The organism is Pseudomonas sp. FP2335 (assembly GCF_030687535.1).
Classification (GTDB): domain Bacteria; phylum Pseudomonadota; class Gammaproteobacteria; order Pseudomonadales; family Pseudomonadaceae; genus Aquipseudomonas.
In genome coordinates this window covers 4,720,480-4,746,790 of record NZ_CP117437.1, presented here as the reverse complement: position 1 = coordinate 4,746,790, position 26,311 = coordinate 4,720,480, and the positions used below count along the sequence as shown (strand labels likewise).

The following is a 26,311-nucleotide window of genomic DNA, read 5'->3' as shown; positions in this document are numbered from 1 at the left end:
GAGCGGGCTTGCTCGCGAAAGCGGTGGGTCAATCACAGTTGTATCAACTGATAGACCGCATTCGCGAGCAAGCCCGCTCCCACATTTTTGACCGAGTACAGCCTCAGGTTACGCGTAGCTCTCGATGGAAGGGCAGGCGCACACCAGATTGCGATCACCAAACACGTTGTCCACGCGCCCAACCGGCGGCCAGTACTTGCCTTCGATCAACGATGGCACCGGGTACACCGCTTGCTCGCGGGTGTACGGGTGCGTCCATTCACCGACCAGTTCAGCGGCGGTGTGCGGGGCGTTTTTCAGTGGGTTGTCGTCCTTGTCCAGGGTGCCGTTTTCTACTGCGCGGATTTCTTCGCGGATGGCGATCATGGCGTTGCAGAAGCGGTCCAGTTCTTCCTTGGATTCGCTCTCGGTCGGCTCGATCATCAAGGTGCCGGCCACCGGGAACGACATGGTTGGCGCATGGAAACCGAAGTCGATCAGGCGCTTGGCCACGTCATCCACGCTGATGCCGCTGCTGTCTTTCAATGGGCGCAGATCCAGGATGCATTCGTGGGCGACCAGGCCGTTGCTGCCGGTGTAGAGGACCGGGTAGTGCTCTTCCAGGCGACGGGAAATGTAGTTGGCATTCAGGATTGCCAGCTGCGAAGCGCGCTTGAGGCCCGCACCGCCCATCATGCTGATGTACATCCAGGTGATCGGCAAAATGCTCGCGCTGCCGAACGGCGCCGCGCACACCGCGCCTTCCTTGCGTTCCATGGCCGCGTGGCCCGGCAGGAACGGCGTGAGGTGCGCTTTGACGCCAATCGGGCCGACGCCCGGGCCGCCACCGCCGTGGGGAATGCAAAAGGTCTTGTGCAGGTTCAGGTGGGACACGTCGCCGCCGAACTTGCCCGGTGCGCACAGGCCGACCATGGCGTTCATGTTGGCGCCGTCGATGTACACCTGGCCGCCGTTGTCGTGGATGATCCCGCAGATTTCGCGGATACCTTCTTCGAACACGCCGTGGGTGGACGGGTAGGTGATCATCATTGCGGCGAGCTGATCGCGGTGCTCGATGGCCTTGGCGCGCAGGTCTTCGATGTCGACGTTGCCGCGCGCATCGCAGGCGGTCACCACCACACGCATGCCGGCCATGTTGGCGGTGGCCGGGTTGGTGCCGTGGGCCGACGACGGGATCAGGCAGATGTCGCGGCGCGCATCGCCACGGCTCTGGTGATAGGCGCGGATCGCCAGGAGGCCGGCGTACTCACCCTGGGAACCGGCGTTCGGTTGCAGGGAGATCGCGTCGTAACCTGTGGCCGCGCAGAGCATGGCTTCCAGGTCGGAGGTCAGCTCCAGGTAGCCGGCGCTCTGCTCGGCCGGGGCGAACGGGTGCAGGGCGCCGAACTCGGCCCAGGTCACCGGGATCATTTCGCTGGCGGCGTTGAGCTTCATGGTGCACGAGCCCAGCGGGATCATGGTGCGGTCCAGCGCCAGGTCCTTGTCGGCCAGTTTGCGCAGGTAGCGCATCAGCTCGGTTTCCGAGTGATAGCGGTTGAACACCGGGTGGCTGAGCACCGGCGACTGACGCAGCAGCGCGGCGGGCAGGGTGCTGTCGACGCTGGCGTTGAAGTCCGGCAGGGCCTTGCCGTCGGCGAAGATCGCCCACAGGGTTTCGATGTCGGCCTGGGTGGTGGTTTCATCCACGGAAACGCCAAGACGCTCAGCGTCTACCACACGCAGGTTGATGCGCTGGGCGCGGGCCTTGTCATGCAGGGCAGCGGTGTGGGCGCCGGTGTTGAGGGTGAGGGTGTCGAAGAAGTTTTGCTGCTCGGCCTTGAAACCCAGGGTAGCCAGGCCGTTGGCCAGGATCGCGGCCAGCTGGTGCACACGCTGGGCAATCTGGGTCAGGCCTTTGGGGCCGTGGTACACGGCGTACATGCTGGCGATGTTGGCCAGCAGCACCTGGGCGGTGCAGATGTTCGACGTGGCTTTCTCGCGGCGGATATGTTGCTCGCGGGTCTGCATGGCCAGGCGCAGGGCCGGCTTGCCGAAACGGTCGACGGACACACCGACCAGGCGGCCGGGCATGTCGCGCTTGAACGCATCCTTGGTGGAGAAGTACGCCGCGTGCGGGCCACCAAAGCCCAGCGGCACGCCGAAGCGTTGTGCGCTGCCGATGGCCACGTCGGCACCGAACTCGCCCGGCGGGGCCAGCAGGGTCAGGGCCAGCAGGTCGGCGGCCACGGCCACCAGGGCGTTGGCGGCGTGGAAGCGCTCGGTCAGTGCGCGGTAGTCGAACACGTCACCATTGCTGGCCGGGTATTGCAGCAGGGCGCCGAAGAACGGGCTGACATCGGTCAGTTCGCGTTCGTCGCCCACCACCACGTCGATGCCCAGTGGCTCGGCACGGGTGCGCAGCACGTCGAGGGTTTGCGGGTGGCTGTGGATCGAGGCGAAGAAGGCGTTGCTGCCCTTGTTCTTGCTCAGGCGCTTGCAGAAGGTCATGGCTTCTGCAGCGGCGGTGGCTTCGTCCAGCAGGGAGGCGTTGGCGATCGGCAGGCCGGTAAGGTCGCTGATCAGGGTCTGGAAGTTCAGCAGCGCTTCCAGGCGGCCTTGGGAGATTTCCGGCTGGTACGGCGTGTAGGCGGTATACCAGGCCGGGTTTTCCAGGAGGTTGCGCAGGATCGGCGCCGGCGTGTGGCAGTTGTAGTAGCCCTGGCCGATGTAGGTCTTGAACAGTTGGTTCTTGCCGGCGATGGCCTTGATCTTGGCCAGGGCCGCGGCTTCGCTCAGGCCGTCTTCCAGGCCGAGTACGCTGGTGCCCTTGATGCTTTCCGGGATCACGCTGGCGCTCAGGGCTTCGAGGGAGTCGAAACCGAGGCTGGCGAGCATGTGTTGCTCGTCTTGCGCGCGCGGGCCGATGTGGCGGGCGATGAATTCGTTGGCGGTGCTGATGTTAACGGTCATTGCGCGCTCCTCAAGCTTCGGCGTTGGCTTTGATCAGGCGGTCGTACGCGTCCTGATCCAACAGTTTAGCTACCGCGTCGGCATCGGCCGGTTTAAAGCGGAAGAACCAGCCTTCGCCCAGCGGGTCTTCGTTGACCAGTTCCGGGCTGTCGCTCAGTTTGTCGTTCACTTCCAGCACTTCGCCGGTCAGGGGCATGTACACGCCGCTGGCGGCCTTGACCGATTCCACGGTGGACGCTTCGGCGCCTTGCTCGTAGGCCTGCAACTCCGGCAGTTGCACGAAAACCACGTCACCCAGCGCGTTTTGCGCAAAAGCCGTGATACCCACGGTGACGCTGCCGTCAGCTTCGGCGCGCAGCCATTCGTGATCTTCGGTGAAACGCAACTCGCTCATGGAAACTCCTCAGGGCCAGAATCGTCTGGTGGACGGGATTGGAATAATGAGGAGTTGCTTAGCAAGAACGCGGCCAAGGTTATTAAATCGTTATAAAACAAATACTTAATAAATTTGGCTATAGCGTTATGCATTTTACCTGTAGCGATTTCGATACAGCTGGACCGGTTAAAAAAAGCCTATGTGGATCAAAGCCTTGCATGGCACGCAAAAAACAGGGTTGTAGCGAAATCGTTACGCTGTAGCGCTTTCAGTACACGGAATGTCGTTTCTGGACCAAAAATGGGCAGGCATTCCAAATGTGGGAGCATTCCACATTTGGATTTTGTGGGTTCAGGGCTTGTTGGGAATGCCGTACTTGCGCAAGCGATGGGCAATCGCCGTATGGGAGGTCTGCAAACGGCTGGCCAGTTGGCGGGTCGAGGGGTAGCTGGTGTAGAGCGTTTCCAGCAGGTTGCGTTCGAAGTCTTCCATCGCTTGCTCCAGGCTGTCGACTTCGTTGTCATTCTGACGGGCCACCGAGGTGCCGGCGATGTCGAGGTCGCCGATGTCCACCAGGCTGCTTTCGCAGATGGCGGCGGCGCGGAAGATCACGTTTTGCAACTGGCGCACATTGCCCGGCCAGCGGTTGCCCAGCAGCGCCGGATAGGTGCCGGGGGCCAGGCGGCAGACCGGGCGCTGGATCTGCGCGCAGGCCTGCTGCATGAAGTAGCGCGCCAGCAGCAGGATGTCCTGGCCCCGTTGGCGCAGCGGCGGTACTTCGACGTTGAGCACATTGAGGCGGTAGAACAGGTCTTCGCGGAAGGTGCCTTCGCTGACCATCTTTTCCAGGTCTCGGTGGGTGGCGCTGAGGATGCGCACGTTGACCTTCACCTCACGGTCACCCCCCACGCGACGGAAACTGCCGTCATTGAGAAAACGCAGCAGCTTGGCCTGCAGATACGGCGACATCTCGCCGATTTCATCGAGAAACACCGTGCCCTGGTTGGCCAGCTCCATCAGCCCTGGCTTGCCACCGCGCTGGGCGCCGGTAAACGCGCCCGGTGCATAGCCGAACAACTCGCTCTCGGCGAGGTTTTCCGGCAACGCCGCGCAGTTCAGTGCCAGGAACGGTGCACTGTGCCGCGCACTGATGGCGTGGCAGGCCCGTGCCACCAGTTCCTTGCCCGTGCCGGTTTCGCCCTGGATCAACAGCGGCGCATCCAGCGCCGCCACCCGCTGTGCGCGGGCCTTGAGGGTGCGGATCACCGGGGACTCGCCGAGCAGTGCATCAAAGCCTTCGGCGTGGTCGTGGTGCAGTGCCGACAGTTGTTCGCCGATGCGGTTGGGTTGGTACAACGTCAGCAGGGCGCCGGCATCAGTGATCGGCGTGGCGTCCAGCAGCAGGGTCTGGCCGTTGACGCTGATTTCGCGCAAGGGCAAACGAAAGCCCTGCTCCAGCAAGGTCTCCAGCAGCTTGGGGTCGTTGAACAGTGCGCTGATGCTTTCCCCGGCCGGTTCGCGGCCGTACAGGGCGATCAGTGCCGGGTTGGCCAGCAGGATCGTGCCCGCGCTGTCCAGCGCCAGCACCGGGTCGGTCATGGCGGCCAGCAGGGCGTCGAGTTGCAGGTGGCGACGTTGGCCGGGAAGGATGTCGACCACGGTGACGGCTTGCACGCCATGCACGCTGAACAACGCATCACGCAGTTCTTCGAGCACATCAGCGCTGAGGGTCGGCGCGTCGATATAGACGTTGGGCGGCACCATCTCCACCGCATCCAGGTTGAGATTGCGCCCACCGAGCAGGGCCAGGACTTCCTGGGTGATGCCGACGCGGTCGATGAAGCTGACGTGGATACGCATGGGATGGATGGCAATTCTGCAGAGCGAGAGGTGGCAAGTATGCCTTGGAGCGAGGGTAGAGGTGAAATCTCACATGGGATGAAGATCCAAATGTGGGAGCGGGCTTGCTCGCGAATGCGGTGTATCAGTCACTGATGTGCTAACTGATCGACCGCATTCGCGAGCAAGCCCGCTCCCACAGGGGATTTACGCTGTGCTTACTCTAAGTGCTCAGGTTTGACCGGATCACCTGGCTTCACATCCAGTTGATGGCGCACATCCTCGAACATCAAGTCGTACTGCTTGTGCATCGAGCCGTTGAGCACCGCCACCTTTGGCATGCCGTACTTCTGCGCAATGTTCATCGCATGCCGGGCAAAGTCGAATGCCTGGTCCTTGGGCAGGAAAAACTCCTCTTTGATGTCCTTGCCCTGCACCGAGCCATGCAGCTTGAAGAGCATGCCCTTGCCTTCCTTGGGGTCCTGGCTGACTTCATAGTCGATGCACAGGTTGTAGCTGTAGTCATTGGCATTGAGTGCATGACGTTCAACGTGCAAGTGACCCGGTTCAAAGGTGGCCATCGGCGTTTCTCCTCAACTTCACAGGTAGGTAATGCCAGGCTTTGCCGTGCTGATGCGTGTACCGGCGCTGCCCTGGACGATCGCTTCGATGTCCGAGAGTGAACCGATGACTGCGGTTTTGCCAGTCTTGCGGGCGAACTCGCAGGCCGCTTGCACCTTGGGCCCCATGGAGCCGGCGGCGAAGCCGAGTTTCTCGATTTCGTCGGGGTGGGCGTGGCCGATGGCTTTCTGGGTCGGCTTGCCATAGTCGATAAAGGCCGCGTTGACGTCGGTGGCGATCACCAGCAGATCGGCGTCCAGTTGCGAGGCCAACAGCGACGAACACAGGTCTTTGTCGATCACCGCCTCAATGCCACGCAGTTTGCCGTCTTCGCCATACATGGTCGGGATGCCGCCGCCGCCGGCGCAGATCACGATGGCGCTTTTTTCCAGCAGCCACTTGATCGGGCGGATTTCAAAGATGCGTTTGGGCCGCGGGCTGGCGACCACACGGCGGTACTTGTCGCCATCCGGCGCAATGGCCCAGCCTTTTTCGGCGGCGAGCTTCTGCGCTTCGGCCTTGGAATACACCGGGCCAATCGGTTTGGTCGGGTTCTGGAAGGCCGGGTCCTTGGCGTCGACTTCGACCTGGGTGAGCAGGGTGGCGAACGGCACCTCGAAGTCCAGCAGGTTGCCCAGTTCCTGTTCGATGATGTAGCCGATCATGCCTTCGGTCTCGGCACCCAGCACATCCAGCGGATAAGGCGAAACCTGGGTGTAGGCCGCCGCCTGCAACGACAGCAGGCCGACTTGCGGACCATTGCCGTGGGCAATCACCAGTTCGTTGCCAGAATGGATCTTGGCGATCTGTTCGGTGGCGATCCGGATGTTGGCGCGTTGGTTGTCCGCGGTCATGGGTTCACCACGGCGGAGCAGGGCGTTGCCGCCCAGTGCAACGACGATACGCATACAGAGTGTCCTTCTGAAATTCATCGTTGTGAACACGGTGCAAAAAATGTGGGAGCAAGCCCGCTCCCACAGTTGACCGCATTCCTTCAGTTACAGGTCGGCGAGGGTGGAGACCAGGATCGCCTTGATGGTGTGCATGCGGTTTTCCGCCTGCTCGAAGGCAATGCACGCCGGCGACTCGAACACGTCATCCGTCACTTCAATGCCATTGGCCAGGTGCGGATACTGCTCGGCAATCTGCTTGCCGATCTTGGTATCGCTGTTGTGGAATGCCGGCAGGCAGTGCATGAACTTGGTGCGTGGGTTGCCGGTGGCTTTCATCAACTGGGCGTTCACCTGGTACGGCAGCAGTTGCTCGATGCGTTCAGCCCAGGCTTCCACTGGCTCACCCATGGACACCCAGACGTCGGTGTGGATGAAGTCCACGCCTTTGACCGCAGCTTTCGGGTCGTCGGTGAGGGTGATGCGTGCGCCGCTTTCTTCCGCGTATTTTTTGCAGCGGCTGACCAGGTCATCGTGGGGCCACAGCGCTTTCGGTGCGCAGATGCGTACGTCCATGCCGAGTTTGGAACCGACCAGCAGCAGCGAGTTGCCCATGTTGTTGCGTGCGTCACCCAGGTAGGCGTAGCTGATCTCGTGAATCGGCTTGTCGGCGTGTTCACGCATGGTCAGCACGTCGGCGATCATCTGGGTCGGGTGGTATTCGTCGGTCAGGCCGTTGAATACGGGCACCCCGGCGAACTTGGCCAGTTCTTCGACGATTTCCTGCTTGAAGCCACGGTATTCGATGGCGTCATACATGCGCCCGAGTACGCGGGCGGTGTCTTTCATGCTTTCTTTGTGGCCGATCTGCGACGAGCCCGGATCGATGTAGGTGACGTTGGCGCCCTGGTCATAGGCCGCCACTTCGAAGGCGCATCGGGTGCGGGTCGAGGTTTTTTCGAAGATCAGCGCAATGTTGTTGCCCTTGAGGTGCTGCTGTTCGGTGCCGGTGTACTTGGCGCGCTTGAGGTCGCGGGACAGGTCCAGCAGGTAGCGCAGCTCGCGCGGGGTGTGGTGTTCCAGGCTGAGCAGGCTGCGGTTGTGGATGTTGAACGCCATGATGATTCTCCTTGGATTCGGTAATCGGCCCGGTCGGCGCGGGATATGCGCCGCCGGGTGGATGGTCGTTTAGTAGTCGATTGGGTCGCGGATGATCGGGCAGGTCATGCAGTGGCCGCCGCCACGGCCCCGGCCGAGTTCACCGGCGCTGATGGTGATGACTTCCACGCCGGCCTTGCGCAGCAGGGTGTTGGTGTAGGTGTTGCGGTCGTAGCCGATGACCACGCCGGGCTCCACGGCGACCACGTTGTTGCCGTCGTCCCACTGCTCGCGCTCGGCGGCGAAGGCGTTGCCGCCGGTTTCCACTACCCGCAGGGCCTTGAGGCCAAGGGCAGCGGCAACGGTGTCGAGGAAGTTGGTTTTTTCGCGTTGGATGTCGATACCGTGCGGCTTGCTTTCGTCAGGGCGCAGGGTGAAGGCGACGATCTGGTTGACCACTTCGGGGAAGATGGTCACGAGGTCGCGGTCGCAGAAGCTGAACACGGTGTCCAGGTGCATCGCGGCGCGGGATTTGGGCAGACCGGCAACGATCACCTTCTCCACCGCCTTGTTCTTGAACAGGTTGCGCGCCAGCTGGCCGATCGCCTGGTGGGACGAGCGCTCGCCCATGCCGATCAACACCACCCCGTTGCCGATCGGCATCACGTCGCCGCCTTCCAGGGTGGACGCGCCGTGATCCTTGTCGGGGTCGCCGTACCAGATCTGGAAGTCGGCGTTGGTGAACTCGGGGTGGAATTTGTAGATGGCCGAGGCCAGCAGGGTTTCCTGACGTCGCGCCGGCCAGTACATCGGGTTCAGCGTCACGCCGCCATAGATCCAGCAAGTGGTGTCACGGGTGAACTGGGTGTTGGGCAGCGGCGGCAGGATGAAGCTGGCGTGGCCGAGGAAGTCGCGGAACATTTCGATGGTCTTGCCGCCGAACTGGCTCGGCAGGTCATCGGCCGAGACGCCACCGATGAGGAACTCGGCGACCTTGCGTGGTTCCAGGCTGCGTAGCCACGAGCCGACTTCATTGACCAGGCCCAGGCCGACCGTATCGGCAGTGATCTTGCGTTCCAGGATCCAGTCCAGCGCTTCAGGGATGGCAACGATGTCGGTGAGCAGGTTGTGCATTTCCAGCACATCAATATCCCGCTCGCGCATCTTGGTCACGAAGTCGAAATGGTCGCGCTTGGCCTGGGCCACCCACAGCACATCATCGAACAGCAGTTCATCGCAGTTGTTGGGCGTCAGCCGCTGGTGGGCCAGGCCTGGGGAGCACACCATGACTTTGCGCAGTTTGCCGGCTTCGGAATGTACGCCGTACTTCACTTTTTCCGTGGTCATTACAGATCCTCCAGTTATCAACAATTACAAGGTCAGGAAACCGTCGTAGAGCCCATAGGCCGCCACCAGGGCGCCAATGACTACTGCGGCGAAGATCAGCTTCTCGACGTTGGTGAAAATCGGTTTGCCCAGTTCACGCTTGGCCTTGGCGAACAGGATTGCGCCAGGGGCGTAGAGCAGGGCGGAGAGCAGCAGGTATTTGGTACCGCCGGCGTAAAGCAGCCAGATCGCATAGATCAGGGCGACGGCGCCGATGAACAGGTCTTTCTGGCGCTCCTTCAGGGCGTTTTCGTAGGTCTCGCCGCGCACCGCCAGCAGCAGGGCGTAGGCCGCGGACCACAGGTACGGCACCAGGATCATCGAGGTAGCGAGGTAGATCAGCGACAAGTAGGTGCTGGCGGAGAACAGCGTGATCACCAGGAACACCTGCACCATCGCGTTGGTCAGCCACAGGGAGTTGACCGGCACGTGATTGGCGTTTTCCTTGCGCAGGAACTCCGGCATGGTGTGGTCCTTGGCGGCGGCGAACATGATCTCCGCACACAACAGCACCCACGACAGCAGCGCACCCAACAGCGAGATGATCAAGCCGACGCTGATCAGCACCGCGCCCCAGTGGCCCACCACGTGTTCCAGCACGGCGGCCATCGACGGGTTCTGCAGCTTGGCCAGTTCCGGTTGGGTCATGATCCCCAGGGACAGCACGTTCACCAGCATCAGGAACAGCAGCACGGTGATAAAGCCGATGACAGTGGCCTTACCCACGTCCGAGCGTTTCTCCGCACGGGACGAGAAGATGCTCGCGCCCTCGATACCGATGAACACCCACACGGTGACCAGCATCATGTTGCGCACCTGGTTCATCACGCTGCCCAGGCTCGGGTTTTTCACGCCCCAGATGTCGGCGGTGAAGATGTCCAGCTTGAACGCGAACAGTGCGATCAACACGAACAGCACCAGCGGCACGACCTTGGCGACGGTAGTCACCAGGTTGATGAACGCCGCTTCCTTGATCCCGCGCAGCACCAGGAAGTGCACGGCCCATAGCAGCACCGATGCGCCGATCACGGCTGCGGGGGTGTTGCCTTCGCCGAAGATCGGAAAGAAGTAACCGAGGGTGCTGAACAAGAGTACGAAGTACCCCACGTTGCCTAGCCAGGCACTGATCCAGTAGCCCCAGGCCGACGAGAAGCCCATGTAGTCGCCGAAACCGGCCTTGGCGTAGGCGTACACGCCGCCGTCGAGGTCGGGCTTGCGATTGGCAAGGGTTTGAAAGACGAACGCGAGGGTCAACATGCCAATGGCGGTAATGACCCAACCGATCAACACCGCGCCCACATCAGCACTGGCGGCCATGTTTTGCGGCAGTGAGAAGATCCCGCCACCAATCATCGAACCCACGACAAGTGCAACCAGTGCGCCAAGCCTAAGTTTTCCAGGAGTTTCAGACATTGCGTGACTCCAATGCAGGAGAAGAGAGACCACAGAATAAATCCGTGAGCTATTCAAACAGCTGACTCAGATCACTTCATTGGCACATTCCATTGTGAATTAATGACTTAGGATGGAATCCCATTGGCAATGAAAAGCTCCGAAAGGTGCTTTCCAGAGCGGCTCCTCCGTTATTGTTAATTAATAAGTCAGGGGGTTGGACGTTTGAAGCTAGACCGTTTTCACGGATGTGCAAAATTTTTGTACGATGTTTTACAAATCTTTCAGAATTGTAAAAGTTGATGGTGTATTTAAATTTCAAATAAGACTAAATGTGTCTTTTTTGACATGCCATTGCGTTATGAACAGCCGAGTTTTATTTGCTATCGCTATTAAGCGCTACACTCATTTGCGTCCGTAGTTGAGTGCACAGTTGTCAGCTGATTTTTGTTTTAGCTAGGAGTCTGCATGTCCCAACCGGCCCAGAAGCTTCGACTCAGTGCCCTTATCGCCCTGGTGGTGGGGTCAATGATCGGCGGCGGAATTTTTTCCCTGCCACAAAATATGGCCGCCCGTGCCGAGGTGGGTGCGGTGTTGATCGGCTGGGGAATTACCGCCATCGGTATGTTGACCCTGGCGTTTGTGTTCCAGACCCTGGCCAATCGCAAGCCTGAACTGGATTCAGGCGTGTATGCCTATGCCAAGGCGGGGTTTGGCGACTACATGGGGTTTTCGTCGGCCTGGGGCTACTGGATCAGCGCATGGATGGGCAACGTCGGTTACTTCGTGTTGCTGTTCAGCACCCTCGGTTACTTTTTTCCGGTGTTTGGCCAGGGCAATACGCCGGTGGCCATCGGCTGTGCGTCGCTGCTGCTGTGGGCCGTGCATTTCCTGGTGATGCGCGGGATCAAGGAGGCGGCGTTCATCAATCAGATCACCACCGTGGCGAAGATCGTACCGTTGGTGATGTTTATCGTGATCGCCGTGGTGGCGTTCGAGGCCGACATTTTCACCCGTGACGTCTGGGGCCTGGGCAATCCGAAACTCGGCACGGTGGTGGATCAGGTGCGCAACATGATGCTGGTCACCGTGTTTGTGTTCATCGGCATCGAAGGTGCCAGCGTGTACTCGGCGCGCGCCGAAAAACGCTCGGACGTGGGCCGCGCCACCTTGATCGGTTTTCTCGGTGTGCTGGCGCTGTTGGTGCTGGTGAATGTGTTGTCACTGGGGATCATGAGCCAGTCGCAGCTCTCGCAACTGCAAAACCCCTCCCTGGCGGGCGTGCTGGAACATATCGTCGGGCCGTGGGGGGCGATGGCGATCAGCATCGGCCTGGCCGTGTCGTTGCTCGGCGCATTGCTGTCGTGGGCGCTGCTGTGTGCCGAAATCCTCTATGCCACGGCCCATGACAAGACCATGCCGGCGTTTTTGAAGAAGGAAAACACCAATCAGGTGCCGGTCAACGCGCTGTGGCTGACCAACGTGATGATCCAACTCTTCCTGGTGATCACGCTGTTTTCCCATAGCACCTACACCACGTTGATCTATCTGGCTTCGTCGATGATCCTGGTGCCGTATTTGTGGTCGGCGGCGTATGCGGTGCTGTTGAGTGGGCGCGGGGAAACCTATGAAGGTGAACAGGGCCGACGCATGAAGGATCTGCTGGTGGGCTTGATCGCGCTGGGGTATGCGGTGTGGCTGCTCTATGCCGGCGGGTTGAAATACCTGCTGCTGTCGGCGCTGTTGTATGCGCCGGGGGTGATTCTGTTTGCCCTGGCCAAGCGCGAGCAGGGGCAGCCGTTGTTCACCCACATGGAGAAAGGCATTTTCAGCTGCGTGATTGCGGGGGCGGGGTTGGCGGCGTATGGGTTGTACAGCGGAGTGTTGAGTTTGTGAGGGGGGGACGGTAATGGCCTCTTCGCGGGCAAGCCCGCTCCCACATGTTGACCGCGCCGCCTATCCAATGTGGGAGCAGGCTTGCCTGCGAAGGCGAGCTTCAGGTCACCACTGCGCCCGATGTGAACCCAGTTCTCCCGCCGGCAAATCCCACTGCAACGGCGAGCCGCTGATACTCAGCGGCGCCAGCAACCGATGGGCCTGGCCCCACGCCGTCTGCTCCACCAGCAAACCCTGATCGCCCGGTGTTTCGGCACGCAACGCCGGTTGTTCCGGCACTTGTCCAGCTTCCATCAATAACCTCGCCGTGCGGGCCAGTGACAACCGCGCCGAGCCACCGCGTCGGGTCTTCAATCGTTCACTCAAGGCTTGGATGGCCGCGGCCGCCATCAAATACCCCGTGGCGTGATCCAGCGCCTGCACCGGCAGTGGCACCGGTTTGTCCGTGTGTTTCCAGGCCATGCCGGCGTCTGCGATGCCGCTGCTCATCTGTACCAGGCTGTCGAAGCCCCGGCGGTTGCGCCATGGGCCGCTCCAGCCGTAGGCGTTGAGGCTCACGTCGATCAGGCCGGGGGCGAGGGCCTGCCACTCGCTGGCGGTGTAGCCCAGGTGTTCAAGGGCATCGGCGCGGTAGCCGTGAAACAGGATGTCGGCGTCCTTGAGCAAGGCTTCGAAAACCTGTCGGCCCTGCGCGGTTTTCAGGTCCAGGCGGGCACAGCGTTTGCCCAAGGTCATCTCCGGGACGACGCCGGGTTCGTTCCAGGTGGGCGCGTCGATGCGCAACACATCGGCACCCAGGCCGGCAAGAAAACGACTGGCCACGGGACCGGCCAGCACGCGGGTCAGATCCAGCACCCTGATGCCCGCCAGCGGGCGCGCCACCGAACCGAGCCAGGGCTGGTCGGTGGTGGTGTCGAAGGTCTGGCGCTGCACCAGCGCTTCGGCGTTGACGGCCAGCCCCTGGGGATGTGCCTGCCAGGCCTGCCAAGTGCGCATCTGCGCGGCGCACCCGCCCTCATCGACAATCGCCTGCTCCAATTCTGCGGCGTTCCACGCGGCGACTTTGGCGGCCATCGCCTTGCGCTCGGCAACCTGGCCCAACACGCGTTCGGCGGCGGCACGGTGATGGGGGGCGTTGGTGTGCAAGCGTATCCAGCCATCGGCGCTGGGGTAGTCGCCGGCCACCGGGTCCCACAGCGGCGGCACTTGCCAGCCCAGCGGGCGGAGCGAGGACGCGAACCAGAAGGAGGCGAGGCGTCGGTCCACACTGACGTTGGGCAGGCGCCCGGTCTGTTGCTGGATCAACTGGGCCACGGCCTGGCCAGCGGCGCCGAGGCTGGCGGCCGCCAGTTCGGTGACGGCGAAGGTCGAGGGTAGGGCGCCGGCCTCGGTCAAGGTCAGTGGGGTGTGCGGCAGATCGAGTGCGGCTTGGATGGGTGTCAGCAAGTCAGTCATCAAAGGCCCTCCGTAAGAGAAGGGCCACTATAAGAGATGATCAGGCCGGTGTGACAACTCCGGGTTCCAACGGCAGGTCGATGCTGGCGATAAAACCGCCGTCAGGGTGGTTGGCCAGGGTCAGGCTGCCACCATGGCGCTCGGCGGCGCGGCGCGCAATCGCCAGGCCCAGGCCATGGCCTTGGGCGGTCTGGCCGGGGGCGCGGTAGAACGGTTCGCCCAACTGGCAGAGGTGTTCGGCATCGACGCCGGGACCGTGGTCGCGCACGCTGATCAGGATGCGTTCGCCCAGGCGTTGCGCAGCCAGCTCGATGGGCTGTCCCTGCGGATTGAAGCGCTGGGCATTGCGCAGCAGGTTGTCTACGGCGCGTTCGATCATGGTCGGCCAGCCTTTGAGCTGCAGGTCGGGCGCTGCACTCAGTTGTACGAGCTGATCCGGCGCGCCGAGTTGGGCGTCCTTTTGCAGGGTCTTGAGCAATGCACTGAGGTCGATGTCTTCGGCGCTGGCGTTGTCGGCATCGACGCGCGCCAGCACCAGGATTTCGCTGATCAAGGCTTCGAGGCGATCACATTCGCGGGTCAGGCGTGGCCAGAGCTTTTCTCGTTCTTCGGGGCTGGCGCGCTCGGCCAGGGCCAGGGCGATACGCAGACGGGCCAGGGGCGAGCGCAGTTCGTGGGATACGTCGCGCAGCAATTGGCGCTGACTGCCGATCAGGCTTTGCAGGCGCGCGCCCATGCGGTTGAAGTCGGTGGCGAGTACGCCGAACTCATCGCGGCGGTTGGCCAGTTGCGCCAGGCTGTTCTGCTGGTAGGTGGCTTGGCCGAGGTCGTGCACCGCACCGCGCAGGCGGCTGAGGGGGCGGGTGATGGACAGCGTCACCAGCAGGCTGAACAGCGTCAGTACCACCAGCGCAATCGCCAGCGCGCTGAGCGGCCACAGCAGGCTGTTGCGGTGCCAGGCATCCAGTTCCGGGTGGGGAATGCGGTAGATCAGCAGGTAGGTGTCGCCGGTTTTTTCGCTGGTGTATTCGGCCGTCAGGCGGCGCCAGGGCAGGTGGCCGTCCTGGCTGTCGTTCTGGCGGGCCTCGAAGGCGGCAGCGCGGCGCGGGAAGGTGCCGCGTACCACCGGGTCGCCGCTTTCGTTCAGCACTTGCACGTCGATGTGGTACTGGCGCTTGCGCTGTTGCAGCAAGTCCTGGGCGGCGTCTTCGCCTTGGGATTCGTAGAGCTCGGTCCACTCTTGCGCCAGGTTGTTGAGGCCAGGGTGGCGGCTGAGAATCCAGGCATCTTGATTGAGCATATGCCCAAGCAGGATCGACAACCCGGCAACCAGGGCGATGGCCAGCCAGAAACTGGCCAGGATCCGCCAGAACAATGAACGCACAGGAAACCCTCAAACAGGAAAAGCCCAGTGGCGGTGGCCACTGGGCTGGGAGCGTTAACGCGTGGGCATTATTGCGCTTTTTGCGGCTGTTGCGCTTTCCAGGCCTGGAATTCCTTCCACTCGGCACGACGCTCGGCTTGTTTCTTGACGATCTCGTCGAACTTCTTCTGCTGCTCAGGCTTGAGTACCGCGCGGATGTCCGCCTGGGTTTTCTGCTTGCTGGCGGCAATTTCGTCCTGCATGGCTTTCTGGTCAGCGGCTGGCAGTTTGTCCAGGTACTTCTTGGTCAGGTCTTTGCGAGCGTGCCATTGGTCGCCCATCAACTTGCCGATCTGCTGGCGCTGTTCCTTGCTCAGGTCCAGTTGGCTGAAGGGGCCGCCTTTGCCACGCGGACCGTGTTCACCGCCGTGGCCCGGGCCGCCCATCATGTGGCCTTCCGGACCGCCCATCGGGCCTGGGCCTTCAGGCATTGCTGCCATGGCGACGGTTGGCAGGGCTGCGGCGAACATCAAAGCGATAAGGGTCTTGCGCATGGTGATTCTCCTGTCTCTATTCCGGTGAGTCCGGATGTGAGTAGATTACGGAGATCAAGGTCAGCGGCGGTCAGGGGAGCGTAAAGCTTGGGTAAAGAGGGTTTTGGTCGGGCCTGACAAAAACTTGCGCGTCAGAACACCGCGTGTGGGAGCGGGCCTGCTCCCACAGGGACAGCGATGGCTTAAAGGCTGTAGTAATAGCCGCGGCTACGCAGCGCCATGATCCGTGGCCGGCCATCGGGGTGCGGGCCGATCTTCTTGCGCAGGTTGCTGACGTGCATGTCCAGGCTGCGATCGTAAAGGGTCAGCTTGCGGCCCAGGGCAATCTGCGCCAGTTCCTGTTTATCCAGGGGCTCGCCGGGCTGACGCAGCAAGGCTTCGAGCAGGCGGCTTTCGGAGACGGTGAGGGTGAATTCCTGTTCGTCGATGCTGACCACACCGCGCACCGGGCTGAAGCACAGGTCGCCCAGTTCCATCTGCGTGGAGACCGCGGCCGGGTGGCTGCGGCGCAGCACGGCGCGCAGGCGGGCGGTGAGCTCGCGGGGGTCGCAGGGCTTGGCCAGATAATCGTCGGCGCCGAGTTCCAGGCCAAGGATGCGGTCCAGCGGTTCGCCACGGGCCGACAGCATCAGCACTGGCAGCTCGGGGTGGTCGGTGCGCAATTGCTTGAGCAGCTCCAGGCCACTGCCGTCGGGCAGCATTACGTCGAGCACCACGGCGGCGGGCGCACTGTCGGCCAGGGCTTTGCGCGCACTCAGGCCGTCATGGCAGGCGCGCACCTGGAAACCTTCCTGGCTCAACCAACTGCTCAGCAGCTCACAGAGCTCCTGGTCATCATCTATCAGTAACAGCTCGCTCATGACTCACTCAATTTAGCCATTGTCGACGGCGACGGTGCCCACCACTGGCGAAAATCCCGCACAGCAAGGCGATCAGTGCGACGGCCCCGCCGGTGACAAACCACTGTTGTTGCTCGGTCAGCCAGCGCGTCAAGGCGCCGCCCTGTGTCTCTTTGAGTTGCTGGGCCAGGCGTTGGTTCTCTTGGCGAAGACGACTCAATTGCGCGCTTTCGCGGGCGGCGTCCGCGTTTTGCAGTTGCTTGCTCAGTTCATCGCGCTGGCGTTCGCTTTCTTTCAAGCGTTGCTGCAACTCGGTGATCTGGCTGCCGGCACTCAACGACAGAGGCGTCGAATTGCCGGTGTTAGGGGTTTCTTCAGCGTGGGCCGTAGCCCCGATCGTTAACACTACCAACAGACACAACTGACGTAAGCGCATCGGAACTCCTGATTCCACACGAATATTCAGAACGTTGTCGGCAGGTTACCGAGAATAATGAGCCATTGGGAGTGTGCCGAACGCAATAGGTTCGGCACGGACCCCGGTCAAGGCAGGACTTGCTTGAACGGCTTGATCACCACGTCGGCATAAACGCCGGCCGCGACATACGGATCAGCCTTGGCCCAGGCTTGGGCATCGGCGAGGGAGGCGAACTCGGCAACGATCAGGCTGCCGGTGAAGCCGGCTTCGCCCGGGTCGTTGCTGTCTACCGCCGGATGCGGGCCAGCCAGTAAGATGCGGCCTTCGGCTTGCAGCTGCTTGAGGCGCTCGACGTGGGCCGGGCGGACGCTCAGGCGTTTTTCCAGCGAGTTGGCAACGTCGGTGGCAATGATGGCGTAGAGCATGTCAGTCCTCGGTTTTTGGCGTGGTGGGGGCGGCGTCATGCAGGTGGCGCGACAGGTAGATGCCCTGGCCGACCAGGAACAGCACGGTCATGCCCAGGCTGCCGAAGACCTTGAAGTCGACCCAGTAGTCCTGGAATGTAAACGCGACGAACAGGTTGGCGGCGCCGCAGAAGATGAAGAACACGATCCAGGCGATGTTCAGGCGTGTCCACACCGGCTCCGGCAGGGTCAGCGCGTGGCCCATGATCCGCTTGATCAGCAGGCGGTCACCGATGAAGTGGCTGCCGATAAACACCAGGGCGAACAGCCAGTTGACCACCGGCGCTTTCCATTTGAGGAAGGTTTCGCTGTGGAAGGCCAGGGTCAGGCCGCCGAATACCAGGCAGGCGACCAGGGTCAGCCATTGGCTTTTTTCCAGCTTGCGCTGGGAGATGAAGATGGCGCCGTAGACGACGATAGAGCTGATGATCAGTACGGCGGTGGCGCTGTAGATGCCTCCGAACGAGAGCTGGTGACCGGCGATATCGATGACCCTGGGGTCGAGTTTGGTAACGATGAAAAACAGCAACAGCGGGATGAAGTCGATGAATTGTTTCACAGTAAGAGCCAGAAGCTGGATGTGGCGGCATAATAACAAACATCCTTGGTAGCGAAAGCGCCAGCTGACTTGAGGTTACACACTCCCGTGAATGTTGATTTGCACTGCCACAGCACGGCCTCCGACGGCGCCCTGGCGCCCGCGGTACTGGTTGCGCGTGCGTTTGAAAAAGGCGTGCGAGTCCTGGCGTTGACCGACCACGACACCCTCGAGGGCCTCGATGAAGCCCGCACGGCGGCGCAGGCGCTGGGCATGCAACTGGTCAACGGCGTGGAATTGTCCTGCACCTGGGGCGGCGCCACCATTCACGTGCTTGGCTACGGTTTCGATCAAACAGCCGCGCCGCTGGTGGCCGCCATTGCGGCGTTGCATGATGGCCGCTGGCTACGCTCCGAAGAAATCAGTCGCAAACTCGGCCTCAAAGGCATGCCCAACGCCCTCGACGGCGCCCGTGCCATCCAGCAGGAGCTGGGGGACAGTGGCAACGCCCCGGCCCGGCCGCATTTCGCCGACTGGATGGTGCGCGAAGGGTTTGTCAAAGACCGCGCCGAAGCTTTCCGCAAATGGTTGGGCGCCGGCAAGCTGGGCGACGTCAAACAACACTGGCCGACCCTGGAAGACACGGTCGAGACCCTGCGCGCCTCCGGCGCCTGGGTCAGCCTGGCACATCCATGGCATTACGATTTCACCCGCAGCAAGCGCCGCAAGCTGATCAGCGACTATATTGGAGCAGGCGGTCACGCAATCGAAGTGGTCAACGGGCACCAGCCCGCCGAACAGGTGGGCAGCCTGGCGATCCTTGCCCGCGAATTTGGTCTGCTGGTCAGCGCCGGCAGTGACTTTCATGGCCCAGGTGGTTGGTCCGAAATCGGCGAGTATCGCCAGGTACCTGATGACCTGCCGCTCTTGTCGGGGCGATTCAAGCATGACCCCATTACTGCCACCGTCTGAACAGGTAGAACACGTGAGTCAATTCTTCCAGATTCATCCGGAAAACCCCCAGGCGCGCCTGATCAAACAGGCCGTGGAGATCATTCGCGCCGGCGGCGTGGTGATCTATCCGACAGACTCGTCCTACGCCATCGGTTGCCAGATCGGCGACAAGGGCGCGGTCGAACGTGTACGCCGCCTGCGCCAGCTGGATGACAAACACAACTTCGCGCTGATCTGCAGCGACTTGTCCCAACTCGGGCTGTTCGCCAAGGTCGACACCGGCACGTTCCGCCTGCTCAAGGCCCACACGCCGGGGCCCTACACCTTCATTCTCAACGCCACCCGCGAAGTGCCGCGCCTGTTGCTGCACCCGAAGAAACGCACCATAGGCCTGCGCGTGCCCGAGCACCCCATCGCCCTGGCGCTGCTGGCCGAGCTGGGTGAGCCGTTGATGAGCGTGTCGCTGATCATGCCCGGTGAAACCGAGCCGCTGGAAGACCCGTACGAAATGCGCCAACTCCTGGAAAAACAGGTCGACCTGATCATCGACGGTGGCTTCGGCGGCAACAAAGCCTCCACCGTGATCAACCTGGCCGATGGCGAGCCGGAAGTGATCCGCGTCGGTTGCGGCGATCCGGCGCCGTTCATGGTCGAGGCCTGAATGTCCGCTGTGGAAACCGTTGATCCCCAGGCCGGCGCCCAGCAGGAACTGCCATTTGCCATGGTCTATGGCCAGGCGGTCATGGAAATGCCCCTGGACCTGTACATCCCGCCGGACGCCCTGGAAGTCTTCCTGGAAGCCTTCGAGGGCCCGCTGGACCTGCTGCTGTACTTGATTCGCAAGCAGAACATCAACATCCTCGACATCCCGGTGGCGGAAATCACCCGCCAGTACATGGGCTATGTCGAGCTGATGCAGTCGGTGCGCCTGGAGCTGGCCGCCGAGTACCTGGTGATGGCCGCGATGCTCGCCGAGATCAAGTCGCGCATGCTGCTGCCGCGTTCGGAGACGGTGGAAGCCGAAGAAGACGACCCGCGTGCCGAACTGATCCGTCGCCTGCAAGAGTACGAGCGTTTCAAGGCTGCTGCCGAAGGTATCGACGGTCTGAGCCGCGTCGGTCGTGACGTGGTGGTGCCCAAGCTGGATGCGCCCGAGGCCCGCGCCCGAAAGCTGTTGCCGGATGTAAGCCTGGAAGAATTGTTGATGTCCATGGCCGAGGTGCTGCGCCGTGGCGATATGTTCGAGAGTCATCAGGTCAGCCGCGAGGCGCTGTCCACCCGCGAACGCATGAGTGATGTGCTCGAGCGCCTCAAGGGCGGCGGGTTTGTGCCGTTCGTCGAGCTGTTCACTAAAGAAGAAGGGCGTTTGGGGGTAGTGGTGACCTTCATGGCGGTCCTTGAATTGGTCAAGGAATCCTTGGTCGAGCTGGTCCAGAATGAGCCTTTTGCGGCTATCCACGTGCGGGCGCGAGCCGAATAAAGAGCTGAATCGATGAATCTGACTGAACCCCGCGAACTGGCCCCGCTCCTGGAGGCTTTTCTACTGGCCTCGGGTAAGCCCCAATCGTTGGAGCGCCTGTTCGAACTGTTTGAAGAAGCCGAGCGCCCTGAGCCGCCGGTGTTCAAGAAGGCGCTGGAGATTCTGCGCAAATCCTGCGATGGCCGAGCCTTTGAATTGCGCGAAGTTGCGTCAGGCTATCGCTTGCAGATCCGTGAGAAGTTTTCCCCGTGGGTCGGCCGACTGTGGGAAGAGCGCCCGCAGCGTTATTCGCGGGCGATGCTGGAGACCATGGCGCTGATCGCCTATCGCCAACCGATCACCCGGGGCGAGATCGAGGACGTACGGGGCGTGGCGGTCAACAGCCATATCGTCAAGACCCTGCTGGAGCGCGAGTGGATTCGCATCGTCGGCTACCGCGACGTGCCCGGCAAACCGGCGATGTTTGCAACCACCAAGGTGTTTCTCGACCACTTCAACCTGAAAAACCTCGATGACTTGCCGCCGTTGGCCGAACTGCGCGAGATGGAGCCGGACCCGGTGCTGGACTTCGACGACGCACCTGTGCCCGCCAGCCTGCAAGAGCTGGCCGATGCCAGCGCCGAGCCGGAAGAGCCGAAGGACGAAACCAGCTTCCACACCTTGTTGCTGGAATTGGACGACATGGAGCAGGGCATCAAGACTGACTTTGATGATTTGTTGCGTGATGGTGCCGTTGAGCCTGAGGCCGCAGAGATTGCTGAACCCGAACCCGAACCCGAGGAAGACATCCTCGGCGTTGCCCAAGCCCGCGAAAAACTCCTGGCCGCCGTCGCCGCCCTCGAACAACCGGCCTTGAGCGACGAAGAAGCCGAAGCCCGTGCATTGGCCGAAGCCATCGAAGCTGAGCGACGCGAATTCGAAGACTGACCCAATCCCGCAAACACTGCTGAACCCCCTGTGGGAGCGGGCTTGCTCGCGAAAGCGGTCTATCAGTTGACTTATGTGGTAACTGACACACCGCATTCGCGAGCAAGCTCGCTCCCACATGTTGATCTGCTGTGGGCCACTGGTCGGCGCAAGGCCAGCGACTTTGCCTTTATCAACTAGTCTCTGATGCGCAACGCGCAGCATACGCGTATGATTCGCGACCCTTCGCCGACCTCTTCGGCCTAGACCCCGCTTTCAACACTCTTCAGGCCACGCCTGAATCGACCCACCGGGAGGTGCTTAAGATGAACGACAAAGACCAGAACGACAGCCAGGAAATCGGCCCAGCAGGCGAAAAACTGCAAAAGGTGCTGGCGCGTATCGGCGTGGGCTCGCGCCGCGACGTCGAAGCCTGGATCACCCAGAAGCGCATCAAGGTCAACGGCGTCGAGGCTACCCTCGGCCAGCGCGTCGACCTGCACGATGCAATCACCATTGATGGCAAGGTCATCAAGCGTGAAGAGGCCGCCGAATCGGTGCGCCGCGTGATCATGTACAACAAGCCCGATGGCGAGATCTGCACCCGTGACGACCCGGAAGGCCGTCCGACCGTGTTCGACAAGATGCCCAAGCCTAAAGAAGGCCGTTGGATCAACATCGGGCGCCTGGACATCAACACCACTGGCTTGCTGATGTTCACCACCGACGGTGAACTGGCCAACCGCCTGATGCACCCGTCCTATGAGATGGACCGCGAATACGCCGTGCGTGTACGTGGCGAAGTCGATGACGAGATGATCGAGCGCTTGAAAGCCGGTGTGGTCCTCGAAGACGGCCCGGCCAAGTTCACCGACATCAAGCAGGCTCCAGGCGGCGAAGGTTTCAACCACTGGTACCACTGCGTGGTGATGGAAGGCCGTAACCGTGAAGTCCGTCGCCTGTGGGAATCCCAGGGCCTGGTGGTCAGCCGCCTGAAGCGCGTGCGTTTCGGCCCGGTGTTCCTGAACTCCGACCTGCCGATGGGCCGCTGGCGCGAAATGAGCCAGTACGAAGTCGACATTCTCAGCGCCGAAGTCGGCCTGACGCCGGTCGCCATGCCGCAGATGAACGCCAAGAGCAAAGACAAGCTTGAGCGTATGCAGCGTAAATCGTCGCGTCCTGTGGCGCGTACCGAGCGTGTTGCGCGCACGCTGCGCCCAGCGTTGAATGCACCGGCCACCGGCGGTCGTATCTCCCGTGAGCCGCACATCGAAGGCGAGCGCCGCCCAACCGCGCCATCGCGTCAGGAAGGCGAGCGCGCTCCACGTGCACCGCGTCCGGCTCCGACGGGTGGTCGCAGCAACCGTGGTGAAGCCGAGCGCCCGGCCGACAACGCCAGCACCAAGCGTCCAGCCAAGCCGGCGGCGAACAAGCGCCCTGGCCCGAAACTGGTCGCGGACGAGCCGTCGGGCAAGCGCCGTGGCGCGCCGGCCGGTTCGGGCCAGCGTCCTGGTTTTGGTCGCAAGAAGCCGCAGTGATGTTTTAAGCGCGGCCTGAAAACGCCAACCCTCGGGTTGGCGTTTTTTTTTGCCATTCAAAAAATGTGTGTGGGGGCTCCCCAGCGTTGCTGATAGCGGGATTCAGAAGGCAAAGCTGCCATCAAACACCGGCTTGTCATCCAGTGCCAACACCCCGCTGGCGAAGATCAGGTCCAGATGGTGGCTGCCTTTCTGCCCGCCGCCCAAGCCCAGGTGCAAGCCGCAGTGGCGCTCCTCGAAGCCCGCATTGCGCGCATACAGATCCTTGACCCCTTCATTGGTGCCAATCCCCAATTCCTCCACGCGCCGGTTCGACGGGTTGGCGTTCAGGTACTTGTTGAAATCCTCCACCAGCCCCGGCACATCACTGGCCACGCTGCACACCGTCGAATTTTCGATCCACAACTGCAGTGGCGATTGCAGCACGCCGTACTTGCGCGCAAACGGGATGGTGCTGAGGAAAGTACCGACAAACCGTACCTGGCCATTGATGGCTTCGCTGTGGGTGGCGATTTCGCCGGGCGCCAGGTCGTGGTTGCCGACGCCGTTGATATTGGTCCACTTGCGCACGCTGCTCAGCGGCGCCTGAAGGCGTGAACCGTGCTTGTCGGTAAAGCTCAGCACCTGGGCCTGGGACAGGCGCCGGATCAGCGTGGCGTTGAGGTCGGCGATGCGCTGGGGCTCGACGCTGAAGGTGTCGTAGAAGTAGTCGCCGTAATCCTTGAACAGCAGGGACTTCTGCCAGTGCTCCGCCATCACCCCTTGCAGGTCGCGGATAAACGCCGGGCCTTGGGCGCTGGGGTTGGGCAGTGTCGACGAGTCGTACAGGAACAGGTACAGGTCGCAGGTTTCGATGGCCTGGGCCAGGGTCTCGCTGTTGGCCAGATCCAGGCGCTGCACCTGGAAGTTGAAACGCGCCGCGCTGGCGTGGGTGATGGCCAAGGCAATCGCCTCATATCGCGCGGTGTGGCCCAGCAGTACGGTGGGGCAGTTCAGGCCGGTGAGGGCCGGGTGGTGGGCGAGGTAGTAAAGAAAGTGTTCGACAGCGCGGGCCTTGTCCATGACGGGTGTCCTTGTGTGCCTTGGGTAAGGAGGGCAGGTGCCGTGCACAGCACCTGCCGGGAGCCTGTCGGGCGTTACGGCCACATCGCGGTGCCAAACGGCACCACGGCGTCGGCTTGCATCATTTCCACGGCGGCCTCATGGGTAGGGGCTTCAAACCAATCGTCGAGTTGCAGTTCGGTTTCCAGAGCGTTTTCCAGTGTGTGCATGCTGTCTCTCCTTGAAGGCATTTTCGGAATGGCTTGCCGACCGGCAAGTGGTTTGAACCTAGGAGAGAGTGTTTCAGAAAGCAAAAAATTTAATGACACGGTTCCATTGGCGATTTTTGTTGCGGTTTTTCATGGGGATTTTTTCCTGAGGAAATACAGCAGGCTGGCGGTGCTGATTTTGAACCAATCGGCGACCGCCAATTTTTCTAAAACTGACAGCCGTAACGTAGGTTTTCCGCGCTGTAACGATAAATTTACGGGTCTGTGGCGGGTTCATTGGCGTAGCGGTTGCCGTAAGAAATACCTGACAGTTCGTCGCACGCACCATTCGAGAGCGGCCCCAAGCAGTCGAGCGGTGTACAATGCGCCGCGTTTTACTGTGACCCCTCCTTGCGCAACCACGCGAAAGGCCAAGACCTCAGGGTTTGCCTACCCTGATCACTCCGTTTGGCTACGAGCCGGACGGGTTCGATTTCGTCACAGATAAAAACAAACAGGTGACGCATGACCCTTAGAACGACGCTGTACTCCTGGTGCCTGCGCTGGGGTTTGAGCGGGGCTGCTTGAGTCGAGATTCACGGCAGCTACGTGTATTCAACATCATCAAACCTTGCGTGAGACCCTTTTCATGAGTGGACCCCATTCCTCTTCAGGCGAGCTGAAACGCGGCCTGAAAAATCGTCATATCCAGCTGATCGCCCTCGGTGGCGCCATCGGTACCGGCCTGTTCCTCGGCTCGGCCGGGGTGCTCAAATCCGCCGGCCCGTCGATGATCCTGGGCTATGCCATCTGCGGCTTCATCGCCTTCATGATCATGCGCCAGCTTGGCGAAATGATTGTCGAAGAGCCGGTCGCCGGTTCCTTCAGCCACTTTGCCCACAAGTACTGGGGCGGTTTCGCCGGCTTCCTGTCGGGCTGGAACTGCTGGATCCTGTACATCCTGGTGGGCATGTCGGAGCTGACGGCCGTCGGCAAATACGTGCATTACTGGTGGCCGGAGATCCCGACCTGGGTCTCGGCGGCGGCGTTCTTCGTGCTGATCAACCTGATCAACCTGGCCAACGTCAAAGTCTTCGGTGAGGCCGAGTTCTGGTTCGCGATCATCAAGGTGGTGGCCATTGTCGGCATGATCGCCCTGGGCAGCTACCTGCTGGTCAGCGGCAGCGGCGGCCCGCAAGCTTCGGTGAGCAACCTGTGGGAACACGGCGGCTTCTTCCCCCACGGCGTTGGCGGCCTGGTGATGGCCATGGCGATCATCATGTTCTCCTTCGGTGGCCTGGAAATGCTCGGCTTCACCGCTGCCGAAGCCGACCAGCCACGCACCGTGATCCCGAAAGCGATCAACCAGGTGATCTACCGCATCCTGATTTTCTACATCGGCGCGCTGGTTGTGCTGCTGTCGCTGACCCCGTGGGACAGCCTGTTGACCACCCTCAACGCGTCCGGCGATGCCTATAGCGGCAGCCCGTTCGTGCAAGTGTTCTCGATGCTCGGCAGCAACACCGCTGCGCACATCCTCAACTTCGTGGTCCTGACCGCGGCACTGTCGGTGTACAACAGCGGCACGTACTGCAACAGCCGTATGCTGCTGGGCATGGCCGAGCAGGGCGATGCACCCAAAGCGCTGGCCAAGATCGACAAGCGCGGCGTGCCGGTGCGTTCGATCCTCGCCTCGGCGGCGGTGACCCTGGTGGCGGTGCTGATGAACTACCTGATCCCGCAGCACGCGCTGGAACTGCTGATGTCGTTGGTCGTGGCCACGCTGGTGATCAACTGGGCGATGATCAGCTTCTCGCACTTCAAGTTCCGCCAGCACATGAACCGCACCGGCCAGGTGCCGCTGTTCAAGGCGCTGTGGTACCCGTACGGCAACTACATCTGCCTGGCGTTCGTGGCGTTTATCCTGGTGGTGATGCTGATGATCCCGGGCATCCAGGTGTCGGTGTACGCGATCCCTGTGTGGGTGGCGTTTATGGCGGTGTGTTATGGCATCAAGAACAAGCGCAGTGCCGAAGCGGTGCAAGCCTCGGCGAATGCGGCGTTGAAATAAGCCAACGCCTGAAAACACGGAACCCGGCGCTTTG

Annotated in this window: 24 protein-coding genes; 7 read left to right on the top strand and 17 right to left on the bottom strand. The window is 61.6% G+C overall.

The genetic code is table 11. The annotated features are described in order from the left end of the window. Positions 1-108 precede the first annotated feature (108 nt). From gcvP to arcD (PSH81_RS21290), 8 genes are all read right to left on the bottom strand, one after another. Positions 109-2,949, bottom strand: coding sequence for an aminomethyl-transferring glycine dehydrogenase (gene gcvP, locus PSH81_RS21325; RefSeq protein WP_192299417.1), 2,841 nt, complete (start codon positions 2,947-2,949; stop codon positions 109-111). Between the two features lie 10 nt (positions 2,950-2,959). Then, entirely contained in the window at positions 2,960-3,343 is a 384-nt protein-coding gene (gene gcvH, locus PSH81_RS21320; RefSeq protein WP_192299416.1) for a glycine cleavage system protein GcvH, read from the bottom strand. Between the two features lie 333 nt (positions 3,344-3,676). Beyond that, positions 3,677-5,185, bottom strand: a complete 1,509-nt coding sequence (locus tag PSH81_RS21315; protein WP_192299415.1) for a sigma-54-dependent transcriptional regulator — start codon at positions 5,183-5,185, stop codon at positions 3,677-3,679. Positions 5,186-5,382: 197 nt separating this feature from the next. Beyond that, the gene (locus PSH81_RS21310; protein ID WP_305391440.1) at positions 5,383-5,745 is read right to left on the bottom strand and encodes a DUF5064 family protein; all 363 of its coding nucleotides are present in this window, start codon (positions 5,743-5,745) and stop codon (positions 5,383-5,385) included. An 18-nt stretch (positions 5,746-5,763) separates the two neighbouring features. After that, positions 5,764-6,693, bottom strand: a complete 930-nt coding sequence (gene arcC / locus PSH81_RS21305; RefSeq protein ID WP_192299413.1) for a carbamate kinase — start codon at positions 6,691-6,693, stop codon at positions 5,764-5,766. 90 nt (positions 6,694-6,783) lie between these two features. After that, a complete protein-coding gene (locus PSH81_RS21300; protein WP_226456238.1) occupies positions 6,784-7,794 on the bottom strand; it encodes an ornithine carbamoyltransferase in 1,011 nt (336 codons plus the stop codon). A 69-nt stretch (positions 7,795-7,863) separates the two neighbouring features. Then, positions 7,864-9,120, bottom strand: coding sequence for an arginine deiminase (gene arcA, locus PSH81_RS21295; protein WP_305391439.1), 1,257 nt, complete (start codon positions 9,118-9,120; stop codon positions 7,864-7,866). A 24-nt stretch (positions 9,121-9,144) separates the two neighbouring features. Continuing rightward, entirely contained in the window at positions 9,145-10,572 is a 1,428-nt protein-coding gene (arcD, locus tag PSH81_RS21290; protein WP_192299410.1) for an arginine-ornithine antiporter, read from the bottom strand. Positions 10,573-11,019: 447 nt separating this feature from the next. Between arcD (PSH81_RS21290) and arcD (PSH81_RS21285) the strand changes: the two genes are divergently transcribed. Continuing rightward, positions 11,020-12,447: an arginine-ornithine antiporter gene (gene arcD / locus PSH81_RS21285; protein ID WP_192299409.1), complete on the top strand. Its 1,428-nt coding sequence runs from the start codon at positions 11,020-11,022 to the stop codon at positions 12,445-12,447. Positions 12,448-12,552: 105 nt separating this feature from the next. Here the strand turns inward: arcD (PSH81_RS21285) and PSH81_RS21280 are convergent, their stop codons facing one another. From PSH81_RS21280 to PSH81_RS21250, 7 genes are all read right to left on the bottom strand, one after another. Beyond that, positions 12,553-13,902: a CoA transferase gene (locus PSH81_RS21280; protein WP_305391438.1), complete on the bottom strand. Its 1,350-nt coding sequence runs from the start codon at positions 13,900-13,902 to the stop codon at positions 12,553-12,555. 40 nt (positions 13,903-13,942) lie between these two features. Further along, complete coding sequence (locus PSH81_RS21275; RefSeq protein ID WP_305391437.1) at positions 13,943-15,286, bottom strand: sensor histidine kinase KdpD; 1,344 nt, start codon at positions 15,284-15,286, stop codon at positions 13,943-13,945. Between the two features lie 68 nt (positions 15,287-15,354). Next, entirely contained in the window at positions 15,355-15,819 is a 465-nt protein-coding gene (locus PSH81_RS21270) for an LTXXQ domain protein (RefSeq protein ID WP_305391436.1), read from the bottom strand. 182 nt (positions 15,820-16,001) lie between these two features. Further along, a complete protein-coding gene (locus tag PSH81_RS21265; RefSeq protein WP_226456234.1) occupies positions 16,002-16,679 on the bottom strand; it encodes a response regulator transcription factor in 678 nt (225 codons plus the stop codon). A gap of 7 nt (positions 16,680-16,686) precedes the next feature. Next, positions 16,687-17,094: a translation initiation factor 2 gene (locus PSH81_RS21260; protein ID WP_192299404.1), complete on the bottom strand. Its 408-nt coding sequence runs from the start codon at positions 17,092-17,094 to the stop codon at positions 16,687-16,689. A gap of 107 nt (positions 17,095-17,201) precedes the next feature. After that, entirely contained in the window at positions 17,202-17,501 is a 300-nt protein-coding gene (locus PSH81_RS21255) for a YciI family protein (protein WP_305391435.1), read from the bottom strand. Between the two features lies 1 nt (position 17,502). Beyond that, positions 17,503-18,099, bottom strand: coding sequence for a septation protein A (locus PSH81_RS21250; protein ID WP_192299403.1), 597 nt, complete (start codon positions 18,097-18,099; stop codon positions 17,503-17,505). Positions 18,100-18,186: 87 nt separating this feature from the next. Here PSH81_RS21250 and PSH81_RS21245 point away from each other — a divergent pair, with 87 nt between their 5' ends. The 5 genes from PSH81_RS21245 to rluB all read left to right on the top strand — a co-directional run bounded on the left by PSH81_RS21245 (position 18,187) and on the right by rluB (position 22,956). Then, positions 18,187-19,050 (top strand): PHP domain-containing protein, encoded by an 864-nt coding sequence (locus PSH81_RS21245; RefSeq protein WP_192299402.1) that lies wholly within the window; start codon positions 18,187-18,189, stop codon positions 19,048-19,050. A gap of 13 nt (positions 19,051-19,063) precedes the next feature. After that, positions 19,064-19,693 (top strand): L-threonylcarbamoyladenylate synthase, encoded by a 630-nt coding sequence (locus PSH81_RS21240; RefSeq protein ID WP_192299401.1) that lies wholly within the window; start codon positions 19,064-19,066, stop codon positions 19,691-19,693. Positions 19,694-19,813: 120 nt separating this feature from the next. Continuing rightward, positions 19,814-20,512 carry a ScpA family protein gene (locus tag PSH81_RS21235; protein WP_177325347.1) on the top strand — a complete coding sequence of 233 codons (699 nt, stop codon included), beginning with the start codon at positions 19,814-19,816 and terminating at the stop codon, positions 20,510-20,512. A gap of 12 nt (positions 20,513-20,524) precedes the next feature. Then, positions 20,525-21,439, top strand: a complete 915-nt coding sequence (scpB, locus tag PSH81_RS21230) for an SMC-Scp complex subunit ScpB (RefSeq protein WP_226456233.1) — start codon at positions 20,525-20,527, stop codon at positions 21,437-21,439. 305 nt (positions 21,440-21,744) lie between these two features. Continuing rightward, complete coding sequence (rluB, locus tag PSH81_RS21225; RefSeq protein ID WP_192299399.1) at positions 21,745-22,956, top strand: 23S rRNA pseudouridine(2605) synthase RluB; 1,212 nt, start codon at positions 21,745-21,747, stop codon at positions 22,954-22,956. Between the two features lie 102 nt (positions 22,957-23,058). Here the strand turns inward: rluB and PSH81_RS21220 are convergent, their stop codons facing one another. Next, a complete protein-coding gene (locus tag PSH81_RS21220) occupies positions 23,059-24,018 on the bottom strand; it encodes a leucyl aminopeptidase (RefSeq protein ID WP_305391434.1) in 960 nt (319 codons plus the stop codon). 74 nt (positions 24,019-24,092) lie between these two features. Continuing rightward, on the bottom strand, positions 24,093-24,227 hold the full coding sequence (locus PSH81_RS21215) for a hypothetical protein (RefSeq protein WP_263864820.1): 135 nt from the start codon (positions 24,225-24,227) through the stop codon (positions 24,093-24,095). Between the two features lie 628 nt (positions 24,228-24,855). Between PSH81_RS21215 and PSH81_RS21210 the strand changes: the two genes are divergently transcribed. Further along, positions 24,856-26,277: an amino acid permease gene (locus tag PSH81_RS21210; protein WP_192299397.1), complete on the top strand. Its 1,422-nt coding sequence runs from the start codon at positions 24,856-24,858 to the stop codon at positions 26,275-26,277. The last annotated feature ends 34 nt before the right edge of the window (positions 26,278-26,311 follow it).

Coding starts and splice junctions, on each gene's coding strand:
- gcvP (WP_192299417.1), bottom strand. CDS start 2,949: ATGACCGTTAACATCAGCACCGCCAACGAATTCATCGCCCGCCACATC.
- gcvH (WP_192299416.1), bottom strand. CDS start 3,343: ATGAGCGAGTTGCGTTTCACCGAAGATCACGAATGGCTGCGCGCCGAA.
- PSH81_RS21315 (WP_192299415.1), bottom strand. CDS start 5,185: ATGCGTATCCACGTCAGCTTCATCGACCGCGTCGGCATCACCCAGGAA.
- PSH81_RS21310 (WP_305391440.1), bottom strand. CDS start 5,745: ATGGCCACCTTTGAACCGGGTCACTTGCACGTTGAACGTCATGCACTC.
- arcC (WP_192299413.1), bottom strand. CDS start 6,693: ATGCGTATCGTCGTTGCACTGGGCGGCAACGCCCTGCTCCGCCGTGGT.
- PSH81_RS21300 (WP_226456238.1), bottom strand. CDS start 7,794: ATGGCGTTCAACATCCACAACCGCAGCCTGCTCAGCCTGGAACACCAC.
- arcA (WP_305391439.1), bottom strand. CDS start 9,120: ATGACCACGGAAAAAGTGAAGTACGGCGTACATTCCGAAGCCGGCAAA.
- arcD (WP_192299410.1), bottom strand. CDS start 10,572: ATGTCTGAAACTCCTGGAAAACTTAGGCTTGGCGCACTGGTTGCACTT.
- arcD (WP_192299409.1), top strand. CDS start 11,020: ATGTCCCAACCGGCCCAGAAGCTTCGACTCAGTGCCCTTATCGCCCTG.
- PSH81_RS21280 (WP_305391438.1), bottom strand. CDS start 13,902: ATGACTGACTTGCTGACACCCATCCAAGCCGCACTCGATCTGCCGCAC.
- PSH81_RS21270 (WP_305391436.1), bottom strand. CDS start 15,819: ATGCGCAAGACCCTTATCGCTTTGATGTTCGCCGCAGCCCTGCCAACC.
- PSH81_RS21265 (WP_226456234.1), bottom strand. CDS start 16,679: ATGAGCGAGCTGTTACTGATAGATGATGACCAGGAGCTCTGTGAGCTG.
- PSH81_RS21260 (WP_192299404.1), bottom strand. CDS start 17,094: ATGCGCTTACGTCAGTTGTGTCTGTTGGTAGTGTTAACGATCGGGGCT.
- PSH81_RS21255 (WP_305391435.1), bottom strand. CDS start 17,501: ATGCTCTACGCCATCATTGCCACCGACGTTGCCAACTCGCTGGAAAAA.
- scpB (WP_226456233.1), top strand. CDS start 20,525: ATGAATCTGACTGAACCCCGCGAACTGGCCCCGCTCCTGGAGGCTTTT.
- rluB (WP_192299399.1), top strand. CDS start 21,745: ATGAACGACAAAGACCAGAACGACAGCCAGGAAATCGGCCCAGCAGGC.
- PSH81_RS21220 (WP_305391434.1), bottom strand. CDS start 24,018: ATGGACAAGGCCCGCGCTGTCGAACACTTTCTTTACTACCTCGCCCAC.
- PSH81_RS21215 (WP_263864820.1), bottom strand. CDS start 24,227: ATGCACACACTGGAAAACGCTCTGGAAACCGAACTGCAACTCGACGAT.
- PSH81_RS21210 (WP_192299397.1), top strand. CDS start 24,856: ATGAGTGGACCCCATTCCTCTTCAGGCGAGCTGAAACGCGGCCTGAAA.